This window comes from Bacillus sp. PSXD-155, assembly GCF_049310765.1.
Classification (GTDB): domain Bacteria; phylum Bacillota; class Bacilli; order Bacillales; family Bacillaceae_G; genus Bacillus_A; species Bacillus_A cereus.
The window spans coordinates 1-22,359 of the sequence record NZ_JBMOWC010000003.1 but is presented as its reverse complement, the minus strand read 5'-3'; the positions used below and the strand labels follow the sequence as shown (position 1 = coordinate 22,359).

Here is a 22,359-nt window from a genome sequence, read left to right as displayed (position 1 = left end):
TCATTTTACACAGTACAATCGATATCTCGCAACAACTTACAAATATTCTTTTCATTTCCTAAAAAGGAAAAGTGTAGAGCTTGCTTTCCTCTACACTTTTAAAATAAAACACATTGTGCAAATTGCATTGGCACTACCATCATAATTATATGCTTATTTCATATATTTTTAAAGACTTTTATTACAAACGCAACGTTTTTTGTAATAAAAGTCAAAAAAATGTTACAAATAAAACTTCTTCCTATCATATATCTTCAAATCGAAGCTTCACTCATTTTCTTGCAAATTTCTATACTGATACAATTGATTTTGCGACTTTCTCAACAGTTCTTCAAACGTTTTTCCTTCTACTGGATAGCTAGCTGCTCCAAATAAAAGAGTGACACTGAGTAAATCACCTTCTATTTCACTTTCAATATTTTTCATTAATCTGTTTGTTATTGTTGATGTTTCATGACCATTATCAATTGCTACAATAACATACTTATTTTCATCCCACTTTGTAACAACATCTCCCTTCCGAATTGTCTTTACAATGGTACTCTCTAATTTTTGTACTAACACTCCCAATTTTTTTTCTTGCAACGTGTCTTTTAATCCTTCCCATTCTTTTACAGAAAGAATGTAAACTGTAATATTACGGGAATCTCTTTCAGATAAAGCGGCTACTTTCCCAAAAAAATCAACAACAAAATCGTTGCTTGCCATTCCTCCTACTTCCACATTCATACGCTTGTTCGTTCTTTTATCGTACCAATGTCCAAAATAATAACTTAGTATCATTTGCAATATATAAATAATAAAGACGGTATAAAATGATCGTGAATCCAGTTTTGCAATTACATCCTGAAGTGCAATCCATTCTGTAACTGCCACTGTATTTCCAAGTAATAATCCACTAATTTTCCCTTTATGTTTCATACTTCTCCCCCTTTTATACCAATATATGTTTCTATATCAATAATGTTTTTCTACAAAATAAAAAATGTACATATGCAATGTACATTTCTGCTTAAGCTTGTATACCTTTCCTACTCTATTTCATATATATAATATATAACTTTTATAGAAAGGAGTAATCTATATGCTACAAAAAGAGAATCTATCAGATGCTATGCGTTTACTAGCGGGTTTTCTATTATCATTAAAATTATTATTTACCTCTTTCGGCATACACTTTATTACAAACGATCAAATCGACGCTATTGTTAATGTTGTTTCATTTTTATTTATTCTATACTTTGGCTACAAAAATAACTATGTAGGAAAAAAAGGAATAGAGCAAAAGAAAATACTCAAAAAACACAACCTTCACTAAAAAAGGAACCTTTTGTACAGGTTCCTTTTTATCATTGCCGCACAACAACTTCATTTGTTTGCAGTGGACCATATGATATCTCTTTATCTTGAAATGTATATGTAGCCTGAAAGAATGCTTGTTTAAGAGCTTTATCTTTATTAGCTTTTATTTTGCAACGTAGTTCCACCTTTTCATTTGGTAACAAATCATCAATTCGCCACCTTACAAGCTGGAATAAAAACTCACTTATCCCCTTATCAACTTTTAAAGAATTAGGAATATAAGCAAAGTAATCTCGAATCATATGACTTACAACAACTCTCGAAATCATTTCTACCCCTTTATTTTCCACTTCAATTCGCATAATAAGTATGTCGTTTACATCGTAGGTCAATTCATACGAAAATTGTTCTGTATACATACTACCAATTTGCAATGTAACGGCTACTTGAGGAAATTCATTTTCCTTTTTCGATCCGTCAATCCACAATACTGGTTGTAGCGGTATTGAATACTTTCCTGTATCCGAAATTCGTCCCCATATTTTCATAATATATATTCACCTCATTTCAGATGTACCATACACACAATGAATTCCCCAACTTACTAAAGCTTGCTACAAGTAATGTTTAATATTTCTCTTCCTTTTATCCTATTCGACAATATGAAGAAAAAACCATTTTTCATCTATTAACAGAAGGTGTTCTTTATGAAATTTTTTTACAATTTACTTCATTTCCTTTATAGCAATATTCGTATCGCTCACTCGTTCTCTACTTATATGAAAGAATATTTTGACGGAAGAAAAAATTTGCCTTATAGTCAAATTTGACTATAATATTCTTTATGGCATATTAGTGCACTTATGGAAAAGAAATTAAAATCAACTATACATTTAAATTTTTTATCCACTGCACTCAAAACTTAATATAGTTTACTTATTTCTAAAGGAGGGTTATATTTGGAAACTCAACCATTAAAAAAAGACACCAACAAGACAAAATTTGTTGTTGCTGGTTTGCTGCTTGGTATATTAATGGCCGCAATGGATAATACAATCGTTGCAACCGCAATGGCAACAATCGTTGGAGACCTAGGAGGCTTTGATAAGTTTGTTTGGGTCACATCAGCTTATATGGTAGCAACAATGGCAGGGATGCCTATCTTTGGGAAACTTTCTGATATGTACGGGCGGAAACGTTTTTATATTGGGGGCCTCATTCTTTTCTTATTCGGTTCTGCGCTTTGCGGAACAGCTTCAAGTATTGAGCAATTAAGTATTTATAGAGCTATTCAAGGTATCGGTGGTGGTGCCCTTATGCCTATCGCCTTTACAATTATGTATGATATCTTCCCACCAGAAAAACGCGGGAAGATGACAGGGCTATTCGGTGCTGTTTTCGGGACATCTAGTGTATTCGGTCCTTTATTAGGTGCTTATATTACAGACTATATAAGTTGGCATTGGGTCTTCTATATCAATATTCCATTAGGACTTATCTCCTTTTTCTTCATTACTAAATACTACAGTGAGTCTCTAGAATTTAGAAAACAAAAAATTGATTGGGCTGGTGCTATTACACTTGTCATAAGTATCGTTTGCTTAATGTTCGCATTAGAACTTGGTGGTAAGGAATATGCCTGGAATTCCACTGTAATTATTGGCTTATTTACAACAGTAGTTATTGCGCTTATTATTTTCTTCTTTGTAGAAAGAAAAGCAACCGAGCCTATTATTTCGTTCCATCTATTTAAAAAACCTTTATTCGCAGCTAGTCAAGGAGTTGCCTTTTTCTATGGTGCTGCTTTTATTATCTGTACAGTTTATATTCCAATCTTCATTCAAGGCGTTCTTGGAGGTTCGGCCTCTAATGCTGGATTAATTTTAACACCAATGATGGTTGGTTCTGTAATTGGAAGTCAAACAGGAGGACAATTAGCTTCTCGAACAAGCTATCGTAACATTATGATGGTATCTGGTGTCTTCTTCGTTCTTGGTATTTATTCATTAAGTACTTTAACAATGGACACACCTCGTTTACTCGTAACACTATTTATGATTCTCGCTGGGCTTGGTGTTGGCTTCTCATTCTCAGTATTAAGTATGTCTTCTATTCACAAGTTAGAAATGCGAGACCGCGGTTCGGCGACATCAACAAACTCATTCTTCCGATCACTCGGTATGACTCTTGGTGTAACGATTTTCGGTACAATTCAAAATCATATTTTTACAGATAAACTAAACTCTGTGTTCCCCCCTGAACTAGCAAAATTAGCTCCAAAAGGCGGAGACACAAGTTTCTTATTATCACCAGGCGCTACCGCAAAAATTCCTGTTGAAATATTAGCGGGTATTAAAGAAGCTCTCGCTACATCTATTGCGAACACATTCTTCTGGGCACTCATCCCGGCTGTACTAAGTGTTATTTGTATTTTACTAATGGGAAATGAACGCCTCTTTACAGGCCCTAAAAAGAAAGAAAAACAAAAGCAAGTCAGTTAATATAAAAAAGAAGCGGCATATCCCTTTATGAAAAAGGATATGCCGTTTATAATATGTATAAAGTTTTTATATACAGGAGTTGAGACAGCATGAGCATGAAATTAGTCATTCTCGGCTTGCTACTCGAAGGAGATAAACATCCATATGAAGTGCAGCATATTATGAAAGAACGACAAATGGATTGTTATATTAAATATGCTAAAGGATCACTTTATTACGCTTTCGAGCAATTAGAAAAGCAAGGCGCAATTCACATTACAAATGTAATTAGAGACACAAACCGACCTGACAAAACGATTTTTCATATAACAGAAGAAGGCAAAAAACTATTCCACACTTTACTATTAAAACAATTCGAAGCAAAAAACCAAATATATAAACCTATTTATTCAGCCCTATCTTTCGCTCACTTTAGCAATGATCACGAATTAGTTCCTATTTTAGAAAAAAAGAAAAACGATACTCTTCAATATTTACATACTATGCAAACGATATATGATTGTAATAAAGGAAAGGTTCCACGTGCACAACTATATATTTTGCAAAGTGTAATTGAGCATATTACAGTTGAATTACAATGGCTAAACACCCTCCTTAAAGATGCTATAGCAGGCCGACTTTCAGAAGTTGCTATAGATGAAAATTGAGCTATGAAAGAAGACATCCCTACTTCTTTCATAGCTCAATTTCTCTTTTTATACTGTAATATTATTAGTTACTTCAGAATAAAAAGTCAGAATAATAAGAAATAAAAACTTTGGAATTTTCTTATTTTAAAACAGTAGACAAAATTCCAAAAATTATGTTAAAATTTGTTTCAATATCATATCGCTTGTTAAATTCCTTTCAAAAGGAAAATAGGTACACGAACATTTCGTTTCGTGTTTAAAAGGGAAGCTTGGTGAAACTCCAACACGGTCCCGCCACTGTAAATGCTGAGATTTCTTTTTGGTGCCACTGTGAAAACGGGAAGGTGAAAGAAATTATATGAAGCATAAGTCAGGAGACCTGCCTGTTTTAACAACACTGATAGATTCACGGATGATGATGAGGTGTTAAAACAAAAAGGAAGGCTTATTTTCTATGTCTTTGCACTTTTTGTTATAGGTATTTCCTAGTAAACGGAAATGCTTACTTTCAATTAGGGAGGAATTTAAAATGGCAATTCAAACAAGTAACTTAGGTTATCCACGTATCGGACTACAACGAGAGTGGAAAAAAACATTGGAAGCTTTTTGGTCCAATAAAATTGATGAAGAACAATTTTTAACAACAATGAAAGAAATTCGCCTTCAACACGTAAAAGTACAGCAAGAAAAAGGGATTGAACTCATTCCAATTGGCGACTTTACATATTATGATCACGTTTTGGATACTGCCTATATGCTAGGATTTATCCCATCACGTTTTTCTGAGTTTACATCTTACCTTGATGTATATTTCGCAATGGCGCGTGGCTCTAAAAATCACGTAGCTTCCGAAATGACAAAATGGTTTAACACAAACTATCACTATATCGTTCCTGAATATGAAGAGGGATTACAAATCTCTTTAAAAGATAATCGTCCACTTCGCTTATACGAAGAGGCAAAACAAGAATTAGGAGTAGATGGAAAGCCTGTTATTTTAGGTCCATATACTTTCTTAAAATTAGCTAAAGGCTATACAAAAGAACAATTCCCTTCCATTTTAAAACAGTTAGTTGCACCTTACGTACAACTGCTTTCAGAACTACATGCAGCTGGTGCACAAGCCATTCAAGTTGATGAACCAATTTTCGCTTCTTTAACTAAAGAAGAAATTCAACAAGCAAAAGAAATTTATGAAGCTATTCGTAAAGAAGTTCCAAATGCGACTCTTCTTTTACAAACGTATTTTGATAGCGTGGAAGAAAACTATGAAGAAATTATTACATTCCCGGTATCCGGTATTGGATTAGATTTCATTCATGGTAAAGAAGGTAATTTAAATGCTATTTCAAAATATGGATTCCCAGCTGATAAAACTTTAGCTGTCGGTTGTATAGATGGCCGTAACATTTGGAGAGCTGACCTTGATGAAGTTCTTGAGTTATTTACAACGTTACAAAAACAAGTCCAAACAAAAGATTTCATCGTTCAGCCTTCTTGTAGCTTATTGCATACACCGATCGATAAAACAGAAGAAACTCACTTATCGACTGAGCTATTTGATGCATTAGCATTTGCAAATCAAAAATTAGAAGAGTTAGTTCTTATTCATTCCGCTCTCACTCAAGGTACAGAAAGCATTAGTACTGAGCTGGAAACATATCGAAACGTACATCATACAATTCGCTCATCTGCTGCACGTAACCGAGAAGATGTCAAAGCAGCACGAACAGCACTAAAAGAAGAAGATTTTTCACGCCCTCTTCCATTTGAAAAACGATACGAATTACAACAAGTTGCCCTGGAGTTACCGCTATTACCAACAACGACCATTGGTAGCTTCCCGCAAACAACTGAAGTTCGTCAAACGCGAAAAGAATGGCGTAACGGTGTTATTTCAAATGAACAATATGAACAATTTATTGAAAAAGAGACAGAAAAATGGATTCGTTACCAAGAAGAAATTGGGCTTGATGTCCTTGTACATGGTGAATTTGAAAGAACTGACATGGTCGAATATTTTGGTGAGCGCCTTGCTGGTTTCTCATTCACTAAAAACGGTTGGGTACAATCATACGGTTCCCGCTGCGTAAAACCACCTGTTATTTATGGTGATGTAGCCTTTATTAACGGCATGACTATTAAGGAAACAGTTTATGCACAAAGCTTAACGGAGAAAGTTGTAAAAGGAATGTTAACTGGACCTGTTACGATTTTAAATTGGTCCTTCGTTCGAAATGACATTCCAAGAAAAGAAGTTTCGTATCAAATTGCACTAGCTCTTCGTCACGAAATTGAACTACTTGAATCTTCCGGAATTAGAGTAATCCAAGTCGATGAGCCAGCACTTCGTGAAGGAATGCCACTAAAAGAAAAAGATTGGGATGCTTATATTACATGGGCAGTACAATCCTTCCTTTTAGCAACTTCTTCTGTAGCAAATGAAACACAAATTCATACTCATATGTGTTACAGTAACTTCGAAGATATTGTTGACGCGATTCGCGCATTAGATGCAGATGTAATTTCTATCGAAACATCAAGAAGTCACGGAGAATTTATTGATACGTTAAAACATACAACATATGAAAAAGGCATCGGTCTAGGTGTATATGATATTCATAGCCCACGTGTACCGAGTAAAGATGAAATGTATAAAATCGTAGAACAATCTTTAGAAGTATGCGATCCTAAATATTTCTGGATTAATCCTGATTGTGGTTTAAAAACGAGAAGAACAGAAGAAGTTATTCCAGCTTTAGAACATATGGTTCAAGCAGCGAAAGATGCTCGTTCCCTTTTAAAAACAAACGCATAACAAAAATGGGTTATCCTTTTCTCAGGATAACCCATTTTTTATTCTTTACTTTCAAAGAAGAATTCGTATTGTATTTTATATAATTCATCATCCGTTGGCTCTTCAAGAGGAATTGCTTGTAAGACAACTGTATACTCACCATTTGGAATAGATATTTGAAATTTGTTTGAAAGAATACTCGTTATAACGATACTTTCATTTTCAACCGTAAAAGGAACCGTAATCGTTCTAACCACTTCTTCTTTTTCAATATGTTTCCCTGGGGTCACTTTCACTTCACAAGTATAATCAGAAAGTGCTTCAAAAATAACAGTTCCCTCTGCCTCAGCATAGCCTCTTTCAAAATCTTCATCCGTCCAGTCTACATAAGGCTGCTCACCGTCATAGTTCATCAACATTAATTGCGAATAAGAAATTGTTAACTCCATAGTTCCCCTTCTCCTTCATTATGAAATGTACAAATACTACTTCACTTCAAACTTCACACGCGTACCATCTGGATATTTATCTAACTTATTCCCTACCCAAGAGCCTGCTCCGCGGTTATCCGCCGGACTTATATATTCAATATGTGCTCCTTTTCCGCCTTCCTTGCACATCGCCATTGGCCATTCATCACGATCATACCCTTTTTTTGATGGATATGGTGCTAACGACAATTTCCTTCTATCTGCAGCACCACCACGATCGATTGTACAAACTTCTGAATGCCCTTCTTTTATAGCATCCGTAATATGTTTTCCTGTCTCTGGATAACGTTCTTTCGGAAATTCTAACACTTGATCATACGTATTCGTTTTCTTTACACTTGTTTCCTCTGGCACAAGTACTTCATAAACTGCTACTAAAATAGACAGAATTGCAATAATTGAAATGATAATACCTTTTAATTGCTTCATGTATACCTCCATGTTTCTACCAGTTTCTTTTCCTCAGTTATTATAACAAACTTCTCCTGTATATGTTTTCAGACATTATTTTAGTTATTCCTTGCCATTCCGCCAAAAAATTTCATTTTTTCACTAATGCTGTAGAAAACTAATAGCCTTCCGACATTCTTTTTCAAAGGAAGTCCTCATAAAAGATTGAAATGATATATACGATACTTTTTGGGGAGGAAATATCATGGAAGCTACCTATAAAACGAAAGATGTCACGAATAAAACAGGCATCCCAAAACATATAGTCCGCAAATATAGTCAACTGTTAGAGGAACATGGTTATATGATTTCTAAAACAGCTGATGCTCGTATTTATAAACTTGATGATTTAAAACTATTGAAATCTATACATGAAAGAGCTGCCACATTACAAGAAGATATTTCAGAAACGATACCGATTATTTTAAAAGAAAAAGAGGCCCCACCTGTACCAGTTATACAAGATAAGCAAGAGATACAACCGAAAGAAAAAGAAGATGGGCGTAACTTTGAGGAGTTCATGTTGAAACTTGAAATGCTAGCTCAATTAAATGAAGCAATTATTCATCAAAATTCTACTCTAATTACACAAAATCGTTTAAAGGATGAGAAACTAGATGAATTGATGCAACAAGTGTATGTAAAAGAAGGCTCTCAAGAAAAAATGCTTCAAGAGTTAGTCGAGCACGCCGCTCAAACAGATGCATTGCAAAAAGAAAAAATGGACTTATTAATGAATCATATGTATAAACGAGAATCCAAACAAGAAGAAAAAATGAATAAACTTGTTAGTCAAATTTATAACAAGGACAGTAATCGTGATGCACAGCTTATGCAAGTTATTCGAGAAATTCAAGAAACAAAAAGAATGGTCGCTGCCTCAAAAGAGCAAAGCTTCTTTCAATCATTTAAAAGTTTATTTAGCCGAGCAAAACAAGAAAAAACAAATGAATAAACAATATAAAATAAAAAGTTACCTTCCATCGGTAACTTTTATTCCTTATTTTGTACAGCTGGTAATATAATAATTGCTTCAGTGCCTTTTCCACTTTCACTCTTATATTCCAATGTACCATTATGCGCTTGTAAAATACTAAATGTTACCATAAGCCCTAATCCTGTCCCTTTTTCTTTTAAAGAATAATATGGTTGCCCCAGCCTTGCTAACTGTTCTTTCGTCATACCAACACCACTATCTTTAACTCTTATTATGATTGTTTCGTCTTTTTGAATAGCTGTTACTTTTAAATATCCTTTATTTCCTTGAATTGCTTCAATACCATTTTTAACAACATTCATAATAGCTTGCTTCAATTTTGTCTTATCACCAATCGTATAAAGACTTTCTGAAATTTCAACTTGTAAATATACACCTTGCATCGCTGCAAATGACGACATAAGAGTGGTCATTTCTATTAATTGGGCTGATAAACAAATGTGTTCTTTTTTCTCAATTTGCGGCCTTGCTAAATTCAAGTAATCTGAAATAATTTGTTCCGCCCGATCCAATTCAGCTAATACGAGACGCATATAATCCTTATTCTTCACATCTTCCGTACTTTCTAGCAATTGGATAAATCCACGAACAACAGTAAGTGGATTTCGAACTTCATGTGCCACACTTGCTGCTAACTCACTTACAATATTAAGCTTTTCTGATTTTTGCATCTCTTTACGTAGCAATGCATTTTCATTTAAATATTCAGTTAAATACACCTGAAATACCATTGTCATGACCATGATAAGCGAGGCAAATATAAATCCGCTATATATTTGCGAAATATACGGTGTAAATCCTGTTTCCAAAAGAACATTAATCATGCCTAATACTAAAGAAACAAGCACATAAAATGATGAAATCATAAATGCTAAAATTAATTTCTTATCTCTTGAAAAAAGAGACCATTTCTTTGATAAAAATAGCGGAACTATCAATAGAAATGTTACTTCTAAAACTGGAAGAAAGCTCATTCCCTTTAGTAACCATTCATATGCAACAAAAATAACCGCTGGGATTAAACCAACAATCCCACCATATAAAAAACCACTGACAATTGGAATTGGGTGAAAGTTATACCCACACACATTGCCAAAACAAATAGAGTATGTCATGGAGAGAACGAGCGTAACGCTAGATAAAAACATAATAAAGTAACGATTTGGCTTCGGAGGCATTTCTTGATAGCGATTTAAACGAATCGCTTCATATAAAAATAGTGGTAAAATTATGATGGCAATTTGAATCAACAAATCACGGATAAGCTCCATAACCTCTCATCCCCTATATGTATTTTGATATGATTATATCATTTTATAGGTTTATTTGTTTTAAAATTTTGATTTTTCTTAACATATTTGTTAATTCTTTGTTAACAACTCATAATAATTGTTACAGATTTTCGAAATGATTGTAAACCCTGTACCAAATTTCCTTCGTGCAGTATACAATGAATACGGATTACAAAGAAAATGTAAAAATACTTTTTTAGACGGACAACTATAGCAAAATACAGCATATAATCCATACTATCTATGTTTACAAATAAGTGATCATTACTTTAGTAGGAGGAAGATAAATATGGCGGGTACTACGCTTGTTTTAAAAGAAGAAAATTTGGTTGTTCTAGAAAATGTTGAAAAATCAGTATATGAAGAGTTACAGCATAAAGCAGGAGATGAAGATTGCACATGTGCTGTGAACGAATCAGTTGTTCACCTTGGCAAGGTATCCTCTGTACTCTGGAATGAAGATGAAATAGATTGGGAATACGGATATTAAAAAGTCGCTTATAGCGGCTTTTTTTCTCTTTTCTCTCTCTTTCTAAATTACATATACAAAGCGCAATCATAGAAAATATGATAAAATGAACTTAATTTTCAAACGGAAGAAAGGGAGATACAATGGAACAATTCATTAACCCTAGAGTGAAGGATATCCAAATTTCTGGAATCCGTCAATTCTCTAACATGATTCAAAACTATGATAATTTGATTTCTTTAACAATCGGACAACCCGATTTCCCTACACCTTCTCTCGTAAAAGAAGCGGCAAAACGGGCTATTACAGAAAACTATACAAGCTATACACATAACGCTGGTTTACTAGAATTACGTAAGGCAGCTTGTAACTTCGTAAAAGATAACTACGATTTACATTACTCACCTGAAAACGAAACCATCGTTACAATTGGTGCTAGCGAAGCAATTGATGTTGCATTCCGAACGATTTTAGAGCCAGGAACAGAAGTAATTTTACCTGCTCCTATTTATCCAGGTTACGAACCTATTATTCGATTATGCGGTGCAACGCCCATTTTTGTAGATGTTCGTGAAACTGGATTCCGTTTAACAGCTGACGCGCTAAAAAATGCTATTACAGAAAAAACAAGATGTATCGTACTACCATATCCTTCTAACCCAACTGGTGTAACTTTATCCACAGAAGAATTAAAAGATATTGTAGATGTTTTAAAAGATAAAAATATTTTCGTCCTTTCAGATGAAATTTATAGCGAGCTTGTGTATGAACAAAAGCATACATCTATCGCTCATTTCCCAGAAATGCGTGAAAAGACAATTGTCATTAACGGTTTATCTAAATCACATTCTATGACTGGCTGGCGTGTTGGACTTTTATTCGCACCAAGCTATTTAGCAGGACACATATTAAAAGTTCATCAATACAATGTAACGTGTGCTACTTCAATCGCTCAATACGCTGCGATTGAAGCATTAACAGCTGCTAAAGACGCACCCAAAATGATGCGCCACCAATATAAAAAACGCCGTGATTACGTATATAATAGACTCACTCAAATGGGATTAGCAGTTGAAAAGCCAACAGGTGCATTTTACTTATTCCCATATGTTGGTCATTTGACATCTTCATCATTTGATTTTGCACTTGATCTTGTCAAAGAAGCTGGACTAGCTGTAGTTCCTGGAACAGCATTCTCTGAATACGGTGAAGGCTACCTTCGCTTGTCCTATGCATATAGTATCGAAACTTTAAAAGAAGGCTGCGACCGATTAGAAGCCTTTCTAAAGAAAAAAGCTAAGAGTTAAACTCTTAGCTTTTTTCTGCATAATGATCACAAGTTTGACGTTTTAGTAATTTATGAGGAATAATGATACACTTTGCAGTGGATTCTGCATTCTCTACTTTATCAACTAAAGCTTTCGCTGCCTCATATCCTAGCTGATAAATATTCACATCAACTGTCGAAAGTGGAGGGCTCGCAATTTCTGATAATAAAGCATTATTAAAGCTTACAATAGAAACATCCTTCGGTACAACGAATCCTTTTTTAGAAAGAGCACTTAACACACCAAGTCCAATTAAGTCATCCGTTGCCATAATTGCCGTCGGCGGTTGCTGCAGTCCCATTAATTCCTCAACGGCTTGTTGACCACTTTCCCTCGAAAAATCAAAATGTAAAATATATTCTTTTGGTAATACAATGTCTGCTAATTTCAAGGCATCACTCATACCAGCTAAACGATCTCTCGTTACAAGTAAATCTGATCCACCACCAATGAACGCGATTTGCTTATGCCCTAATGAAATTAAATATTCTGCCACTTCTCTTGCAGCTGTATAATTGTCATTATCTACATATGTAATTTCATCTTTTCGATCATATGGTTTTCCTATTAAAACAAACGGGAAATTCTGTTCATGTAAATATTGAATAATCCGATCATTCTCCCTTGAATATAAAAGAATAATGCCACCAATTTGGCGTCCCTGTACCATCTTTACGACACCATTAAAAATTTCTTCTTCCGTTTCACCTGTCGACATGTAAAGCGCATAACCTTCTACGTGTGCAAATGAACTAATCCCTCTTATAACTTCTGGGAAAAATGGATTTTGAAAAGCTTTACTTGCAGAACTTGGCATAACAAGACCAAGTGTTTTCGTCGTTTGGTTCGCAAGATTTCTCGCATTTAAATTGGGATGATACCCTAATTCACTCATCACTTTCCTAACACGGCGCTTTGTCTTTTCACTTATACTTGGATTATCAGCAATTACACGAGAAACTGTTGATGGTGCAACATTCGCTTGCTTCGCCACATCTTTAATTGTAACTGTCATAAAAATCCCCCTCCTCTCATTTCTCTGTCATTTTTCATATATTTTATCTCGCATTCATTGCAAGTCATAAACTTTCATTTCTTATATCTTGCAAAACTAATCCTATTCTCCCTCTTCATGTATTGTAAGGGATATAGCTATTTTTTCCTATACTATAATATACTATTTATTTCACTTCTTTTCACATGTGATGTCAAATCTCTTTTCATCTCCCTATAAAGTTATTTATAGGGAGATGAAAAGAAAAATGGGACGTAATGTCCCATTTTTCATCCTTTTGTACCTCCAGCTGTTAAACCGGAAACAAAATATTTTTGTAGTGATAGGAATAAAATTGAAATCGGGATCGCAATTAACACTGAACCCGCTGCAAACGTTGTAAATTCATTACCGAATTTTTTCGCAACCATTTCATATAATCCAACTGCTAAAGTATAATTTTCTGGTGTTCGCAAAATAATACTCGCTAAAATGAAATCTGTAAATGGACCAATGAAAGTAAATAATGCTACAACCGCTACGATTGGCTTTGCAAGTGGCATAATGATTTGCCAGAAAATACGGAAATGCCCTGCTCCATCCATTCGAGCTGATTCATCCAACTCTTTCGGAATCGTATCAAAATACCCTTTCATAAGCCATGTATTCATCGGAATTGCTCCGCCCACATAAATTAAAATTAATGCAAGGTGTGTATCAAGTAATCCTGTTAACTGAGCTAATATATATAGTGCGATTAACGCTGCAAAATTCGGGATCATTTGCAGAATTAAAAATGTTAATAAACCATTCTTTCTTCCAACAAAACGATATCTCGAAAATGCATAAGCAGTAAAACTAATGGCTAGTACAGAGAAAATCATCGTCATTACGCTAACTTTCAAAGTATTTTTATACCAAAGTAAGTAATTACTTGAATCGAGATCAAGTAGCTTGCGATAATGATCTAATGTGGCATTTTTCGGAATAATACTTGACCCAGATAAACTATCACCTGGATTAAACGATGAGCCAATTATCCATAGTAATGGATAGAAAACAATCGCACACATTATGAAGATAACTAAATAACTTAATGAAAGACGTAGCATCTTTTGTCGTTTAATATTCATTTACATCATATCCTCTTCTTGGAATGATTTTGTTCTCTTAAATTGCCATAACGCAACTGTAATAACGATTAACGATAAAATCATTGTAAGAGCTGCTGCTTTGCCGTATTGAGCCGAAGTCATCGTTAACTTATAGATCCATGAAATTAAAATATCCGTTCCACCTGCATTTTGTCCAGACACAGCAGGTCCCCCGTTATTAAATAGATAAATAATACTAAAATTATTAAAGTTAAACGTATATTGCGTAATTAATATTGGCGCTGTTGCATATAACACAAGTGGCAATGTAATTTTGCGGAACTGTTGCCAAGCAGTTGCTCCGTCTACTGTAGCCGCTTCATATAATTCTCCTGGAATCGATTGCAGTATACCTGTTGTCATCGCAAAGACGAACGGGAAACCAAGCCACGTTTGAATCATAATTAAAGCAATCTTTGACCAAAACGGGTCTGTCATCCAAGCAATCTTTTCAATCCCGAATAAAGCTAATACTTGGTTATTAATTGCTCCAAATGTTTCATTAAACATACCAGCAAATACAAGAATAGATACGAATGCTGGAACAGCCCACGGTAAAATAAAGATTGTTCGAATAATTGCCTTACCTTTAATACCAGGCTGATTTACGATAATCGCTAAAAAAATACCAAGTGCAACTTGTAATGTTGTTGCAACGAATGTCCAAATGACAGTCCAAGAAAATACACTTAAAAATGTATCTCTCCACATCGGTAATGTGAAAATATCAATAAAGTTTTTAAAGCCCACCCAATCTACTAATTTAGCTGGAGGAGAATGATATAAATCATAGTTTGTAAATCCAATTAAAATTACGAAGATGATTGGAAATACGACAACAAAGATAAGTAGTAGAAAACCTGGTGAAACCATTAAATAAGGAAAGCCTTGATCTAACAAATTACGGTATTGCTCTTTTACAGAATTTAACGGTGTTCCAATATCACGTTTCTTCCCATTTTGATATGCATCATATAAGTTAAATGCATATATGCCAAGCCCAAAAGCGATAACGATAAGTGCCAAGATCCCTTCTACTAATAGAAAGACGGAATGGTCACGTGGAACTTCTGTACCGAGCGTTACAATGCCCCATAATCCCATATTTAATAAATCAGCAAAGGCTACAATAAATGAACCTGTTAATACTAGAAAAATAAGACCTTTTACAAATTGTTTATTATACATTTGGCCCACGCCTGGAATGATTGATAACATGGTTGCCACTTTCCTATGCTTTGAATCATTTAACCCCTTTGCAGGTTCCATAGATGTTTGCATGTTCCTTCCCCCTTTTTTCTTCCTACATGGAAGGGAGAGAATTCGTGCCCCTCATATTAGAGGCACGAATTTCACCTTATTTTTTCTTACTATGATTTGCCTCAATATTACCTTTAATTTGTTTCACTGCACTATCAAGTGCGGATTTTGGTGCTTCTTTATCTGATACAACTAATTGAAGCGCATCTCCAGCTGGTTTCCAAACTTCTTGCATTTCTGGAATATTTGGCATTGGAATTCCATTTTCAGATTGTGTCGCAACCGCTTTTGCAGCCTCATTTTCTTTAATGATTGGATCTTCCATTACTGATTTTACTGGTGGAATTTCTTTCGTTTTCTCAAAGCGAATTTTAGCATTTTCTTCATTTGTAACCCACTCAGTAAATTTTGTAGCTAAATCATTTTGTTTAGAGAAGCTTGTTACATGCCATCCTTTTACGCCAACGAACGTTTTCATCGGTTGACCATTTGGTAATTTCGGCATTGGAGCAACACCATAGTCTATTCCAGCCTTTTCCATCGCTTGGAATGCCCATGGACCATTCATAATAGATGCTGCTTTTCCTTCATTAAATAATCCATCTGCAGCTGAACCACCAGATTCACCGATAATACCTTTCGGGAATAACTTTTCTTTATACCATTTTTGAATATATTCAGCACCTTGTACCGCACCGCTATTATTTAATCCAATATCATTTGCATTTGGCTTTCCATCTTTTTCACCAAATACATAACCACCCATACCTGCCATAAATGCATTAGCAAAGTAGAAGTTATCTCCTAGTGCTAAAAATCCGTATTTTCCATCTTTCGTAAAGTCTTTTGAGAAGTTAAACAGTTCATCCATCGTTTCCGGCGCTTTTTGCATCATTTTTTTATTATAAATAAAGATTGGTGTTTCAATCGCTTTTGGTAAACCATATATTTTTCCGTTATATGTTTGTGCTTCTATTGATAAATCTGTAAATTTACTTTTTACTGTATCATCTACTTTCACTTCTGAAAGTAGCCCTTCTGTTACCGCATTACCAATATGATCATGTGGCAATGTTACAACATCTGGCCCTGTGCCAGCTGGACCGTCGAGACGAAGTTTTTCTATTTGTTTCGTCATCTGAACCTCTTCAACTTTTACTTTCACATTATATTTCTTTTCAAAACTTTTCACCGCTGGCTCTAGACCCACACCTTTTTTCTCATCTTCCCAAACAAGAAGATCATAGTCTTTTTTCGCTTTACTTTCCTCTTTTTTCCCTGAATCTTTCGGTCCACATGCAGATAACATACCAATAGATAATGCTGAAACCGTTAATAATGATAATGCTTTCTTCATCCCAAAAACCTCCCTAAATTGTCTATGTACCTCAGTAACTGAAAACGTTTGCATTTAATAGTTTAATTGAAGCGCAAACAATATCTCAAGTCTATGAAAACGTTTGCGCTATTTGTCTATCATTATACATTCTTTTATTCATTTTGCAAATATTAATTTAAAAATTATGTCATTATACTCTTTATACATTGACTTTATATGAAATGAATACTACTCTTATAAGCAATATTAAAGCTATAAGAAAGGCAATCGTTTGCAATCTAGGCTTTATTATTACACTTCAGGGAATACTATGTATAGAGATATTGAAGGGGGATTTTCTATATGTTTAAAGAAGCCATTTATCATAGGCCGAAAGATAATTATGCATACGCTTACGATGAACAAACTATTCACATCCGAATACGTACTAAGAGAGATGATGTTCAAAGCGCCGATCTTATTTACGGTGATCCTTACGAATGGAAAGACGGGAAATGGATATCAGCAAGTACACCAATGAAAAAAACGGGTTCTACTGCATTATTTGATTATTGGTCCATTGCAATCGAACCAAAATTTAAGCGCTTACGTTATGGTTTTGAATTAAAATCTGAAACAGACACTCTTATTTATACAGAGCGAGGATTCTTTTCTAACATTCCAAATGATGATGTTGGTAACTTTTTTTGTTTTCCATTTATTCATGCAGATGATGTATTCAAAGCACCATCTTGGATTAAAGACACCATTTGGTATCAGATTTTCCCTGAACGATTCGCTAATGGCGATAGTACGCTGAATCCAGAAAACACCCTTCCTTGGGGAAGTGCGAATCCTACGCCAACTAATTTTTTCGGCGGGGATTTTGCTGGTGTTATTCAAAACCTTGATTACCTTGTTAAGCTTGGCATTTCCGGAATATATTTCACACCTATTTTCAAAGCTCATTCAAACCATAAATATGACACAATTGACTATATGGAAATTGATCCACAATTTGGGACGAAAGAAACTTTTAAAGAGCTCATTGAAGAATGTCATAAGCACGGTATAAAAGTCATGCTCGATGCTGTGTTTAATCATAGTGGATACTTTTTCGAGAAATTTCAAGACGTACTAGAGAATGGTGAGAAGTCCGCATATAAAGAGTGGTTCCACATTCATGATTTCCCGATTATAACCGGACCACTTCCAAATTATGATACTTTCGCCTTTACACCGTATATGCCTAAATTAAATACAGCTCATCCAGATGTAAAAGAGTACTTACTTGAAGTAGGACGTTATTGGGTACGAGAATTCAATATAGATGGCTGGCGCCTTGATGTCGCAAATGAAGTCGATCACAACTTTTGGAGAGAATTCCGAACTGAAATAAAAACATTAAATCCTGAAGTATATATTTTGGGAGAAATTTGGCACGATGCCCTTCCGTGGCTACAAGGCGATCAATTTGATGCTGTCATGAGCTATCCTGTTACAAACGCTCTACTTTCTTACTTTGCTAACGATTCCATTAAAGCAAGTGAATTCATGAAGCAAATTACAGAATCTCTACATTCCTACTCTATGAATGTAAATGAAGCAGCCTTTCATTTATTAGATAGCCATGATACTCCAAGAATTTTAACAACATGCAATGGAGATAAAAATAAGTTGAAATTGCTCTATGTATTCCATCTTTCTTTCATCGGCTCTCCATGTATTTATTACGGAGATGAAATCGGCATGGATGGTGGTATGGACCCCGATTGCCGTAAATGTATGATTTGGGATACTAAAGAACAAGATCATGCATTATTTACACATATACAAACATTGATTTCATTACGAAAACAACATGCAGCTTTTGGAGGACATGGTACTTTTCAATTCATCGAAGCAAATGATGAACATAATTATATTTCTTATACGAAAATATATGAGGATGAAACTATCTTTTTCGTTTTAAACCCCACTAATAGTGAAGTTACAGTTTCACTCCCTCTTCATGTTACTGGTAAGAAAATAATTAACATTTATACAAATGAAGAATTTTCAGCAGAAGCAAGTGTATTACAAGTTACACTTCCTCCATATGGATTCTCCATATTAAAATGGTAACCCAAAAAATCCTTATGCCAAGGTGGCATAAGGATTTTTCTTATTTCAATTTGAATACCATCGCTTCATACGGACGTAATGTAATGTTATCTATCGATCCGATTTCTACATCGTAATTGTGTATGAATAATTCTGATTCACTATAACTAATATCCTCAGGCATTTCAAATACACTTTCATCCGCAGTAAAGTTTGCAATAACAATTAGTTTTTCGTCTCCATATGTTCTTACATAAGCAAAAATAGAAGGATTATTCTCTAATATTAAATCATATGATCCATATACAACTATTTCATTATTTTTGCGTAGCTCAATTAATTTCTTATAGTAATAAAAAATTGAACCTTCATCTTGGATTGCTTGTTTCACATTAATCTCTTTATAGTTAGGATTTACAGTAATCCAAGGTTCACCTGTTGTAAATCCAGCGTGATTCTGATCATCCCACTGCATCGGAGTTCTAGCATTATCACGACCCTTTATATAAATAGATTCCATTACTTTTTCTATATCTTCACCATGGTCTATCACTTTTTCTTTATACATATTTAACGTTTCAATATCTCGATATTCATCAATTGATTGAAATCGAACGTTCGTCATTCCGATTTCTTCACCTTGATAAATATATGGCGTTCCTTTCATCATATGAAGAACAGTCGCCAACATTTTTGCAGATTCGATGCGATACATTCCATCGTTACCAAAACGAGATACAACGCGAGGCTGATCATGGTTATTCCAATAAAGGCTATTCCATCCGGTATGCTCTAATGCTTTTTGCCACTTTGTTAAATTCTCTTTTAAAGTAAGAAGTGAGCATGGTTTTACATCCCACTTTCCACCTTCTCCTGAATCTAAATCCATATGTTCAAATTGGAATACCATTTGCAACTCTTTTCGTTCTTCTCCAGTATACAATTTGGCTTCTTCTGTCGTTACACCTGGCATTTCACCAACCGTCATAATATCATAATTCGATAATACTTCCTCATTCATTTCATGCAAATATTTATGAATGTTTGGACCATTCATAAAATGTTTATGACCTGAAACATAACCATCTTCATCTGTTTCAACTGTTGGTAACCCTTCTTCTTTAGAAATAAAATTGATAACATCCATGCGGAATCCATCAATTCCTTTTTCTAACCAAAACTTCATCATCTCATAAACATCTTGTCTTACCTTTTCATTATCCCAGTTTAAATCCGGTTGTTTTTTAGAAAACAGATGTAAATAATATTCATCCGTCATTTCATCATACTTCCATGCAGATCCACTAAAAGCAGCTCCCCAGTTGTTCGGTTCTTTCCCTTCTTTTCCAGGACGCCATATATAGTAATCTCGATATTTATTATCTTTTGATTTACGTGATTCAATAAACCAATTATGTTCATCAGATGTATGATTAACAACTAAATCCATCATCAATTTCATATTACGTTCATGCATTTCATGTAATAGTTCATCCCAATCTTCCATTGTTCCGAACTCGTTCATAATTTTACAATAATCACTTATATCGTAACCATTATCATCATTTGGAGATTCATAGACAGGTGATAACCAAATCACATCAATCCCTAACTCTTTTAAGTAATCTAGCTTTGAAATAATCCCTTGAAGATCTCCTATACCATCACTGTTACTATCCATAAAGCTACGAGGATAAATTTGATATACTACGCTTTCTTTCCACCATTGTTTTTCCATTATGCTACCCCATTTCATTCATAATTCATTTTTCTTTTTTAAGGCGCAAACGTTTTCATTAATGAATGATAACAGATTCTATCTCAATTTAAAATAGCGCTTACAATTTTTATTGTTCTTTTTCTAAGAAAACATGCGAAAATCACTAATAACTCTCCAATATATGAAAACGTTTTATTTTTTTATTTATTTTTTGAATCTATTCGTTTATAATGAACTCAAAGAAAACGTTTGCATAATTATTTCTAGGGGGAAATACCATGGCAGAACTTAAATTAGAAAACATTTATAAGATATATGATAATAACGTAACAGCTGTAACTGATTTTAATTTACACATTCAAGATAAAGAATTTATCGTATTTGTCGGTCCTTCTGGATGCGGAAAATCTACAACATTACGAATGGTAGCTGGACTCGAAGATATTTCAAAAGGCGAGTTTTCAATTGATGGTAAACTAATGAATGATGTTCCTCCAAAAGATCGAGATATCGCAATGGTCTTCCAAAACTACGCTCTTTATCCACATATGAGTGTATATGATAATATGGCATTTGGATTAAAACTTCGAAAAATACCAAAAGATGAAATCGATCGTCGTGTAAAAGATGCAGCAAAAATTTTAGGACTTGAACAATATTTAGATAGAAAACCGAAAGCATTATCAGGGGGACAGCGCCAACGTGTTGCGTTAGGTAGAGCAATCGTTCGAGATGCAAAAGTTTTCTTAATGGACGAGCCATTATCAAACTTAGATGCTAAACTCCGTGTTGCAATGCGCTCAGAAATTTCTAAGCTACATCATCGCCTTGGAACAACAACAATTTATGTAACACATGACCAAACAGAAGCAATGACTATGGCTTCGCGTCTTGTCGTTATGAAGGATGGAAAGATTCAACAAATTGGAACACCAAAAGAAGTATATGAAACACCAGAAAACATTTTCGTGGGTGGATTTATCGGGTCACCAGCGATGAACTTCTTCCGTGGTAAATTGACTGAAACCGATTTCGTTATAGACAATACTATAAAAATCAAAGTATCTGAAGGAAAAATGAAGATGCTACGTGAACAAGGCTATGTAAATAAGGAAATTGTTTTAGGTATTCGCCCGGAGGACATTCATGATGAACTACTATTTTTAGAAGCTTCACAATCTACTACTTTCACAACAAAAATTGAAGTTGCTGAATTGTTAGGTGCTGAATCTATTTTATATATGAAACTTGGAAATCAAGATTTTGCAGCACGTGTTGATGCAAGACATATATTCTCACCTGGAGACCAAATTAAATTGGCATTTGATTTAAATAAAGCGCATTTCTTTGACAGCCAAACAGAACAACGTATTCGCTAAAAAAATTTCCTTCTATATAACATACAAAAAAACCGTCCACATATATTGTGAAGGGAACCCGAATAGTGGTACATGAAAAAAACACCTCCTGAATTCGCATACTAAGTATGCAAATTCAATGGAGGTGTTTTTGGTTTGAAGACAAGAGTTCATTACCCAGAAGAAATAAAGTGGA

The 22,359-nt window shown here is 34.5% G+C and carries 19 protein-coding genes and 1 riboswitch; of the genes, 9 read left to right on the top strand and 10 right to left on the bottom strand.

Annotated elements, in window-relative coordinates; translation table 11 throughout:
- Positions 1-267: 267 nt before the first annotated feature.
- Entirely contained in the window at positions 268-921 is a 654-nt protein-coding gene (locus tag ACO6VI_RS02825) for a diguanylate cyclase domain-containing protein (RefSeq protein WP_422422979.1), read from the bottom strand.
- A 163-nt stretch (positions 922-1,084) separates the two neighbouring features.
- On the opposite strand from ACO6VI_RS02825, the gene ACO6VI_RS02820 reads away from it, so the two are divergent.
- Positions 1,085-1,318 carry an SPP1 phage holin family protein gene (locus ACO6VI_RS02820; protein ID WP_000939446.1) on the top strand — a complete coding sequence of 78 codons (234 nt, stop codon included), beginning with the start codon at positions 1,085-1,087 and terminating at the stop codon, positions 1,316-1,318.
- 31 nt (positions 1,319-1,349) lie between these two features.
- Here the strand turns inward: ACO6VI_RS02820 and ACO6VI_RS02815 are convergent, their stop codons facing one another.
- A complete protein-coding gene (locus tag ACO6VI_RS02815) occupies positions 1,350-1,850 on the bottom strand; it encodes a hypothetical protein (RefSeq protein WP_000708119.1) in 501 nt (166 codons plus the stop codon).
- A gap of 411 nt (positions 1,851-2,261) precedes the next feature.
- On the opposite strand from ACO6VI_RS02815, the gene ACO6VI_RS02810 reads away from it, so the two are divergent.
- From ACO6VI_RS02810 to metE, 3 genes are all read left to right on the top strand, one after another.
- Positions 2,262-3,803, top strand: a complete 1,542-nt coding sequence (locus ACO6VI_RS02810) for an MDR family MFS transporter (RefSeq protein ID WP_023522937.1) — start codon at positions 2,262-2,264, stop codon at positions 3,801-3,803.
- Positions 3,804-3,892: 89 nt separating this feature from the next.
- Positions 3,893-4,450 carry a PadR family transcriptional regulator gene (locus tag ACO6VI_RS02805; RefSeq protein ID WP_000062063.1) on the top strand — a complete coding sequence of 186 codons (558 nt, stop codon included), beginning with the start codon at positions 3,893-3,895 and terminating at the stop codon, positions 4,448-4,450.
- A gap of 195 nt (positions 4,451-4,645) precedes the next feature.
- Positions 4,646-4,833, top strand: a riboswitch (cobalamin riboswitch).
- Positions 4,834-4,961: 128 nt separating this feature from the next.
- Positions 4,962-7,250, top strand: coding sequence for a 5-methyltetrahydropteroyltriglutamate--homocysteine S-methyltransferase (gene metE / locus ACO6VI_RS02800; RefSeq protein WP_088020445.1), 2,289 nt, complete (start codon positions 4,962-4,964; stop codon positions 7,248-7,250).
- A gap of 38 nt (positions 7,251-7,288) precedes the next feature.
- Here the strand turns inward: metE and ACO6VI_RS02795 are convergent, their stop codons facing one another.
- Positions 7,289-7,678: a competence protein ComJ gene (locus ACO6VI_RS02795; RefSeq protein WP_000424024.1), complete on the bottom strand. Its 390-nt coding sequence runs from the start codon at positions 7,676-7,678 to the stop codon at positions 7,289-7,291.
- Positions 7,679-7,714: 36 nt separating this feature from the next.
- Complete coding sequence (nucA, locus tag ACO6VI_RS02790; protein WP_000811494.1) at positions 7,715-8,149, bottom strand: DNA-entry nuclease; 435 nt, start codon at positions 8,147-8,149, stop codon at positions 7,715-7,717.
- Positions 8,150-8,375: 226 nt separating this feature from the next.
- On the opposite strand from nucA, the gene ACO6VI_RS02785 reads away from it, so the two are divergent.
- Complete coding sequence (locus ACO6VI_RS02785; protein WP_000388467.1) at positions 8,376-9,125, top strand: DUF3967 domain-containing protein; 750 nt, start codon at positions 8,376-8,378, stop codon at positions 9,123-9,125.
- A 38-nt stretch (positions 9,126-9,163) separates the two neighbouring features.
- Here the strand turns inward: ACO6VI_RS02785 and kinB are convergent, their stop codons facing one another.
- Positions 9,164-10,438 carry a sporulation sensor histidine kinase KinB gene (kinB, locus tag ACO6VI_RS02780; protein ID WP_422422978.1) on the bottom strand — a complete coding sequence of 425 codons (1,275 nt, stop codon included), beginning with the start codon at positions 10,436-10,438 and terminating at the stop codon, positions 9,164-9,166.
- 310 nt (positions 10,439-10,748) lie between these two features.
- On the opposite strand from kinB, the gene ACO6VI_RS02775 reads away from it, so the two are divergent.
- Both ACO6VI_RS02775 and ACO6VI_RS02770 read left to right on the top strand, forming a co-directional pair.
- Positions 10,749-10,949 (top strand): hypothetical protein, encoded by a 201-nt coding sequence (locus ACO6VI_RS02775; protein WP_000929276.1) that lies wholly within the window; start codon positions 10,749-10,751, stop codon positions 10,947-10,949.
- A 122-nt stretch (positions 10,950-11,071) separates the two neighbouring features.
- A complete protein-coding gene (locus tag ACO6VI_RS02770; protein WP_023522939.1) occupies positions 11,072-12,235 on the top strand; it encodes an aminotransferase A in 1,164 nt (387 codons plus the stop codon).
- 4 nt (positions 12,236-12,239) lie between these two features.
- On the opposite strand, the gene malR is transcribed toward ACO6VI_RS02770, so the two are convergent.
- The 4 genes from malR to ACO6VI_RS02750 all read right to left on the bottom strand — a co-directional run bounded on the left by malR (position 12,240) and on the right by ACO6VI_RS02750 (position 17,021).
- Positions 12,240-13,271 carry a maltose operon transcriptional repressor MalR gene (gene malR, locus ACO6VI_RS02765; RefSeq protein ID WP_016512354.1) on the bottom strand — a complete coding sequence of 344 codons (1,032 nt, stop codon included), beginning with the start codon at positions 13,269-13,271 and terminating at the stop codon, positions 12,240-12,242.
- Between the two features lie 269 nt (positions 13,272-13,540).
- Entirely contained in the window at positions 13,541-14,383 is an 843-nt protein-coding gene (gene malD, locus ACO6VI_RS02760) for a maltosaccharide ABC transporter permease MalD (protein WP_001022603.1), read from the bottom strand.
- Positions 14,384-15,685, bottom strand: coding sequence for a maltosaccharide ABC transporter permease MalC (gene malC, locus ACO6VI_RS02755; protein ID WP_001194982.1), 1,302 nt, complete (start codon positions 15,683-15,685; stop codon positions 14,384-14,386).
- A gap of 76 nt (positions 15,686-15,761) precedes the next feature.
- Positions 15,762-17,021: an extracellular solute-binding protein gene (locus ACO6VI_RS02750; RefSeq protein ID WP_000709931.1), complete on the bottom strand. Its 1,260-nt coding sequence runs from the start codon at positions 17,019-17,021 to the stop codon at positions 15,762-15,764.
- A 324-nt stretch (positions 17,022-17,345) separates the two neighbouring features.
- Here ACO6VI_RS02750 and ACO6VI_RS02745 point away from each other — a divergent pair, with 324 nt between their 5' ends.
- On the top strand, positions 17,346-19,106 hold the full coding sequence (locus tag ACO6VI_RS02745; RefSeq protein WP_422422977.1) for an alpha-glycosidase: 1,761 nt from the start codon (positions 17,346-17,348) through the stop codon (positions 19,104-19,106).
- Positions 19,107-19,146: 40 nt separating this feature from the next.
- On the opposite strand, the gene malL is transcribed toward ACO6VI_RS02745, so the two are convergent.
- Complete coding sequence (gene malL / locus ACO6VI_RS02740; protein ID WP_063548541.1) at positions 19,147-20,823, bottom strand: oligo-1,6-glucosidase; 1,677 nt, start codon at positions 20,821-20,823, stop codon at positions 19,147-19,149.
- A gap of 260 nt (positions 20,824-21,083) precedes the next feature.
- On the opposite strand from malL, the gene ACO6VI_RS02735 reads away from it, so the two are divergent.
- Positions 21,084-22,184 carry an ABC transporter ATP-binding protein gene (locus ACO6VI_RS02735; RefSeq protein WP_000818934.1) on the top strand — a complete coding sequence of 367 codons (1,101 nt, stop codon included), beginning with the start codon at positions 21,084-21,086 and terminating at the stop codon, positions 22,182-22,184.
- Positions 22,185-22,359: the final 175 nt, after the last annotated feature.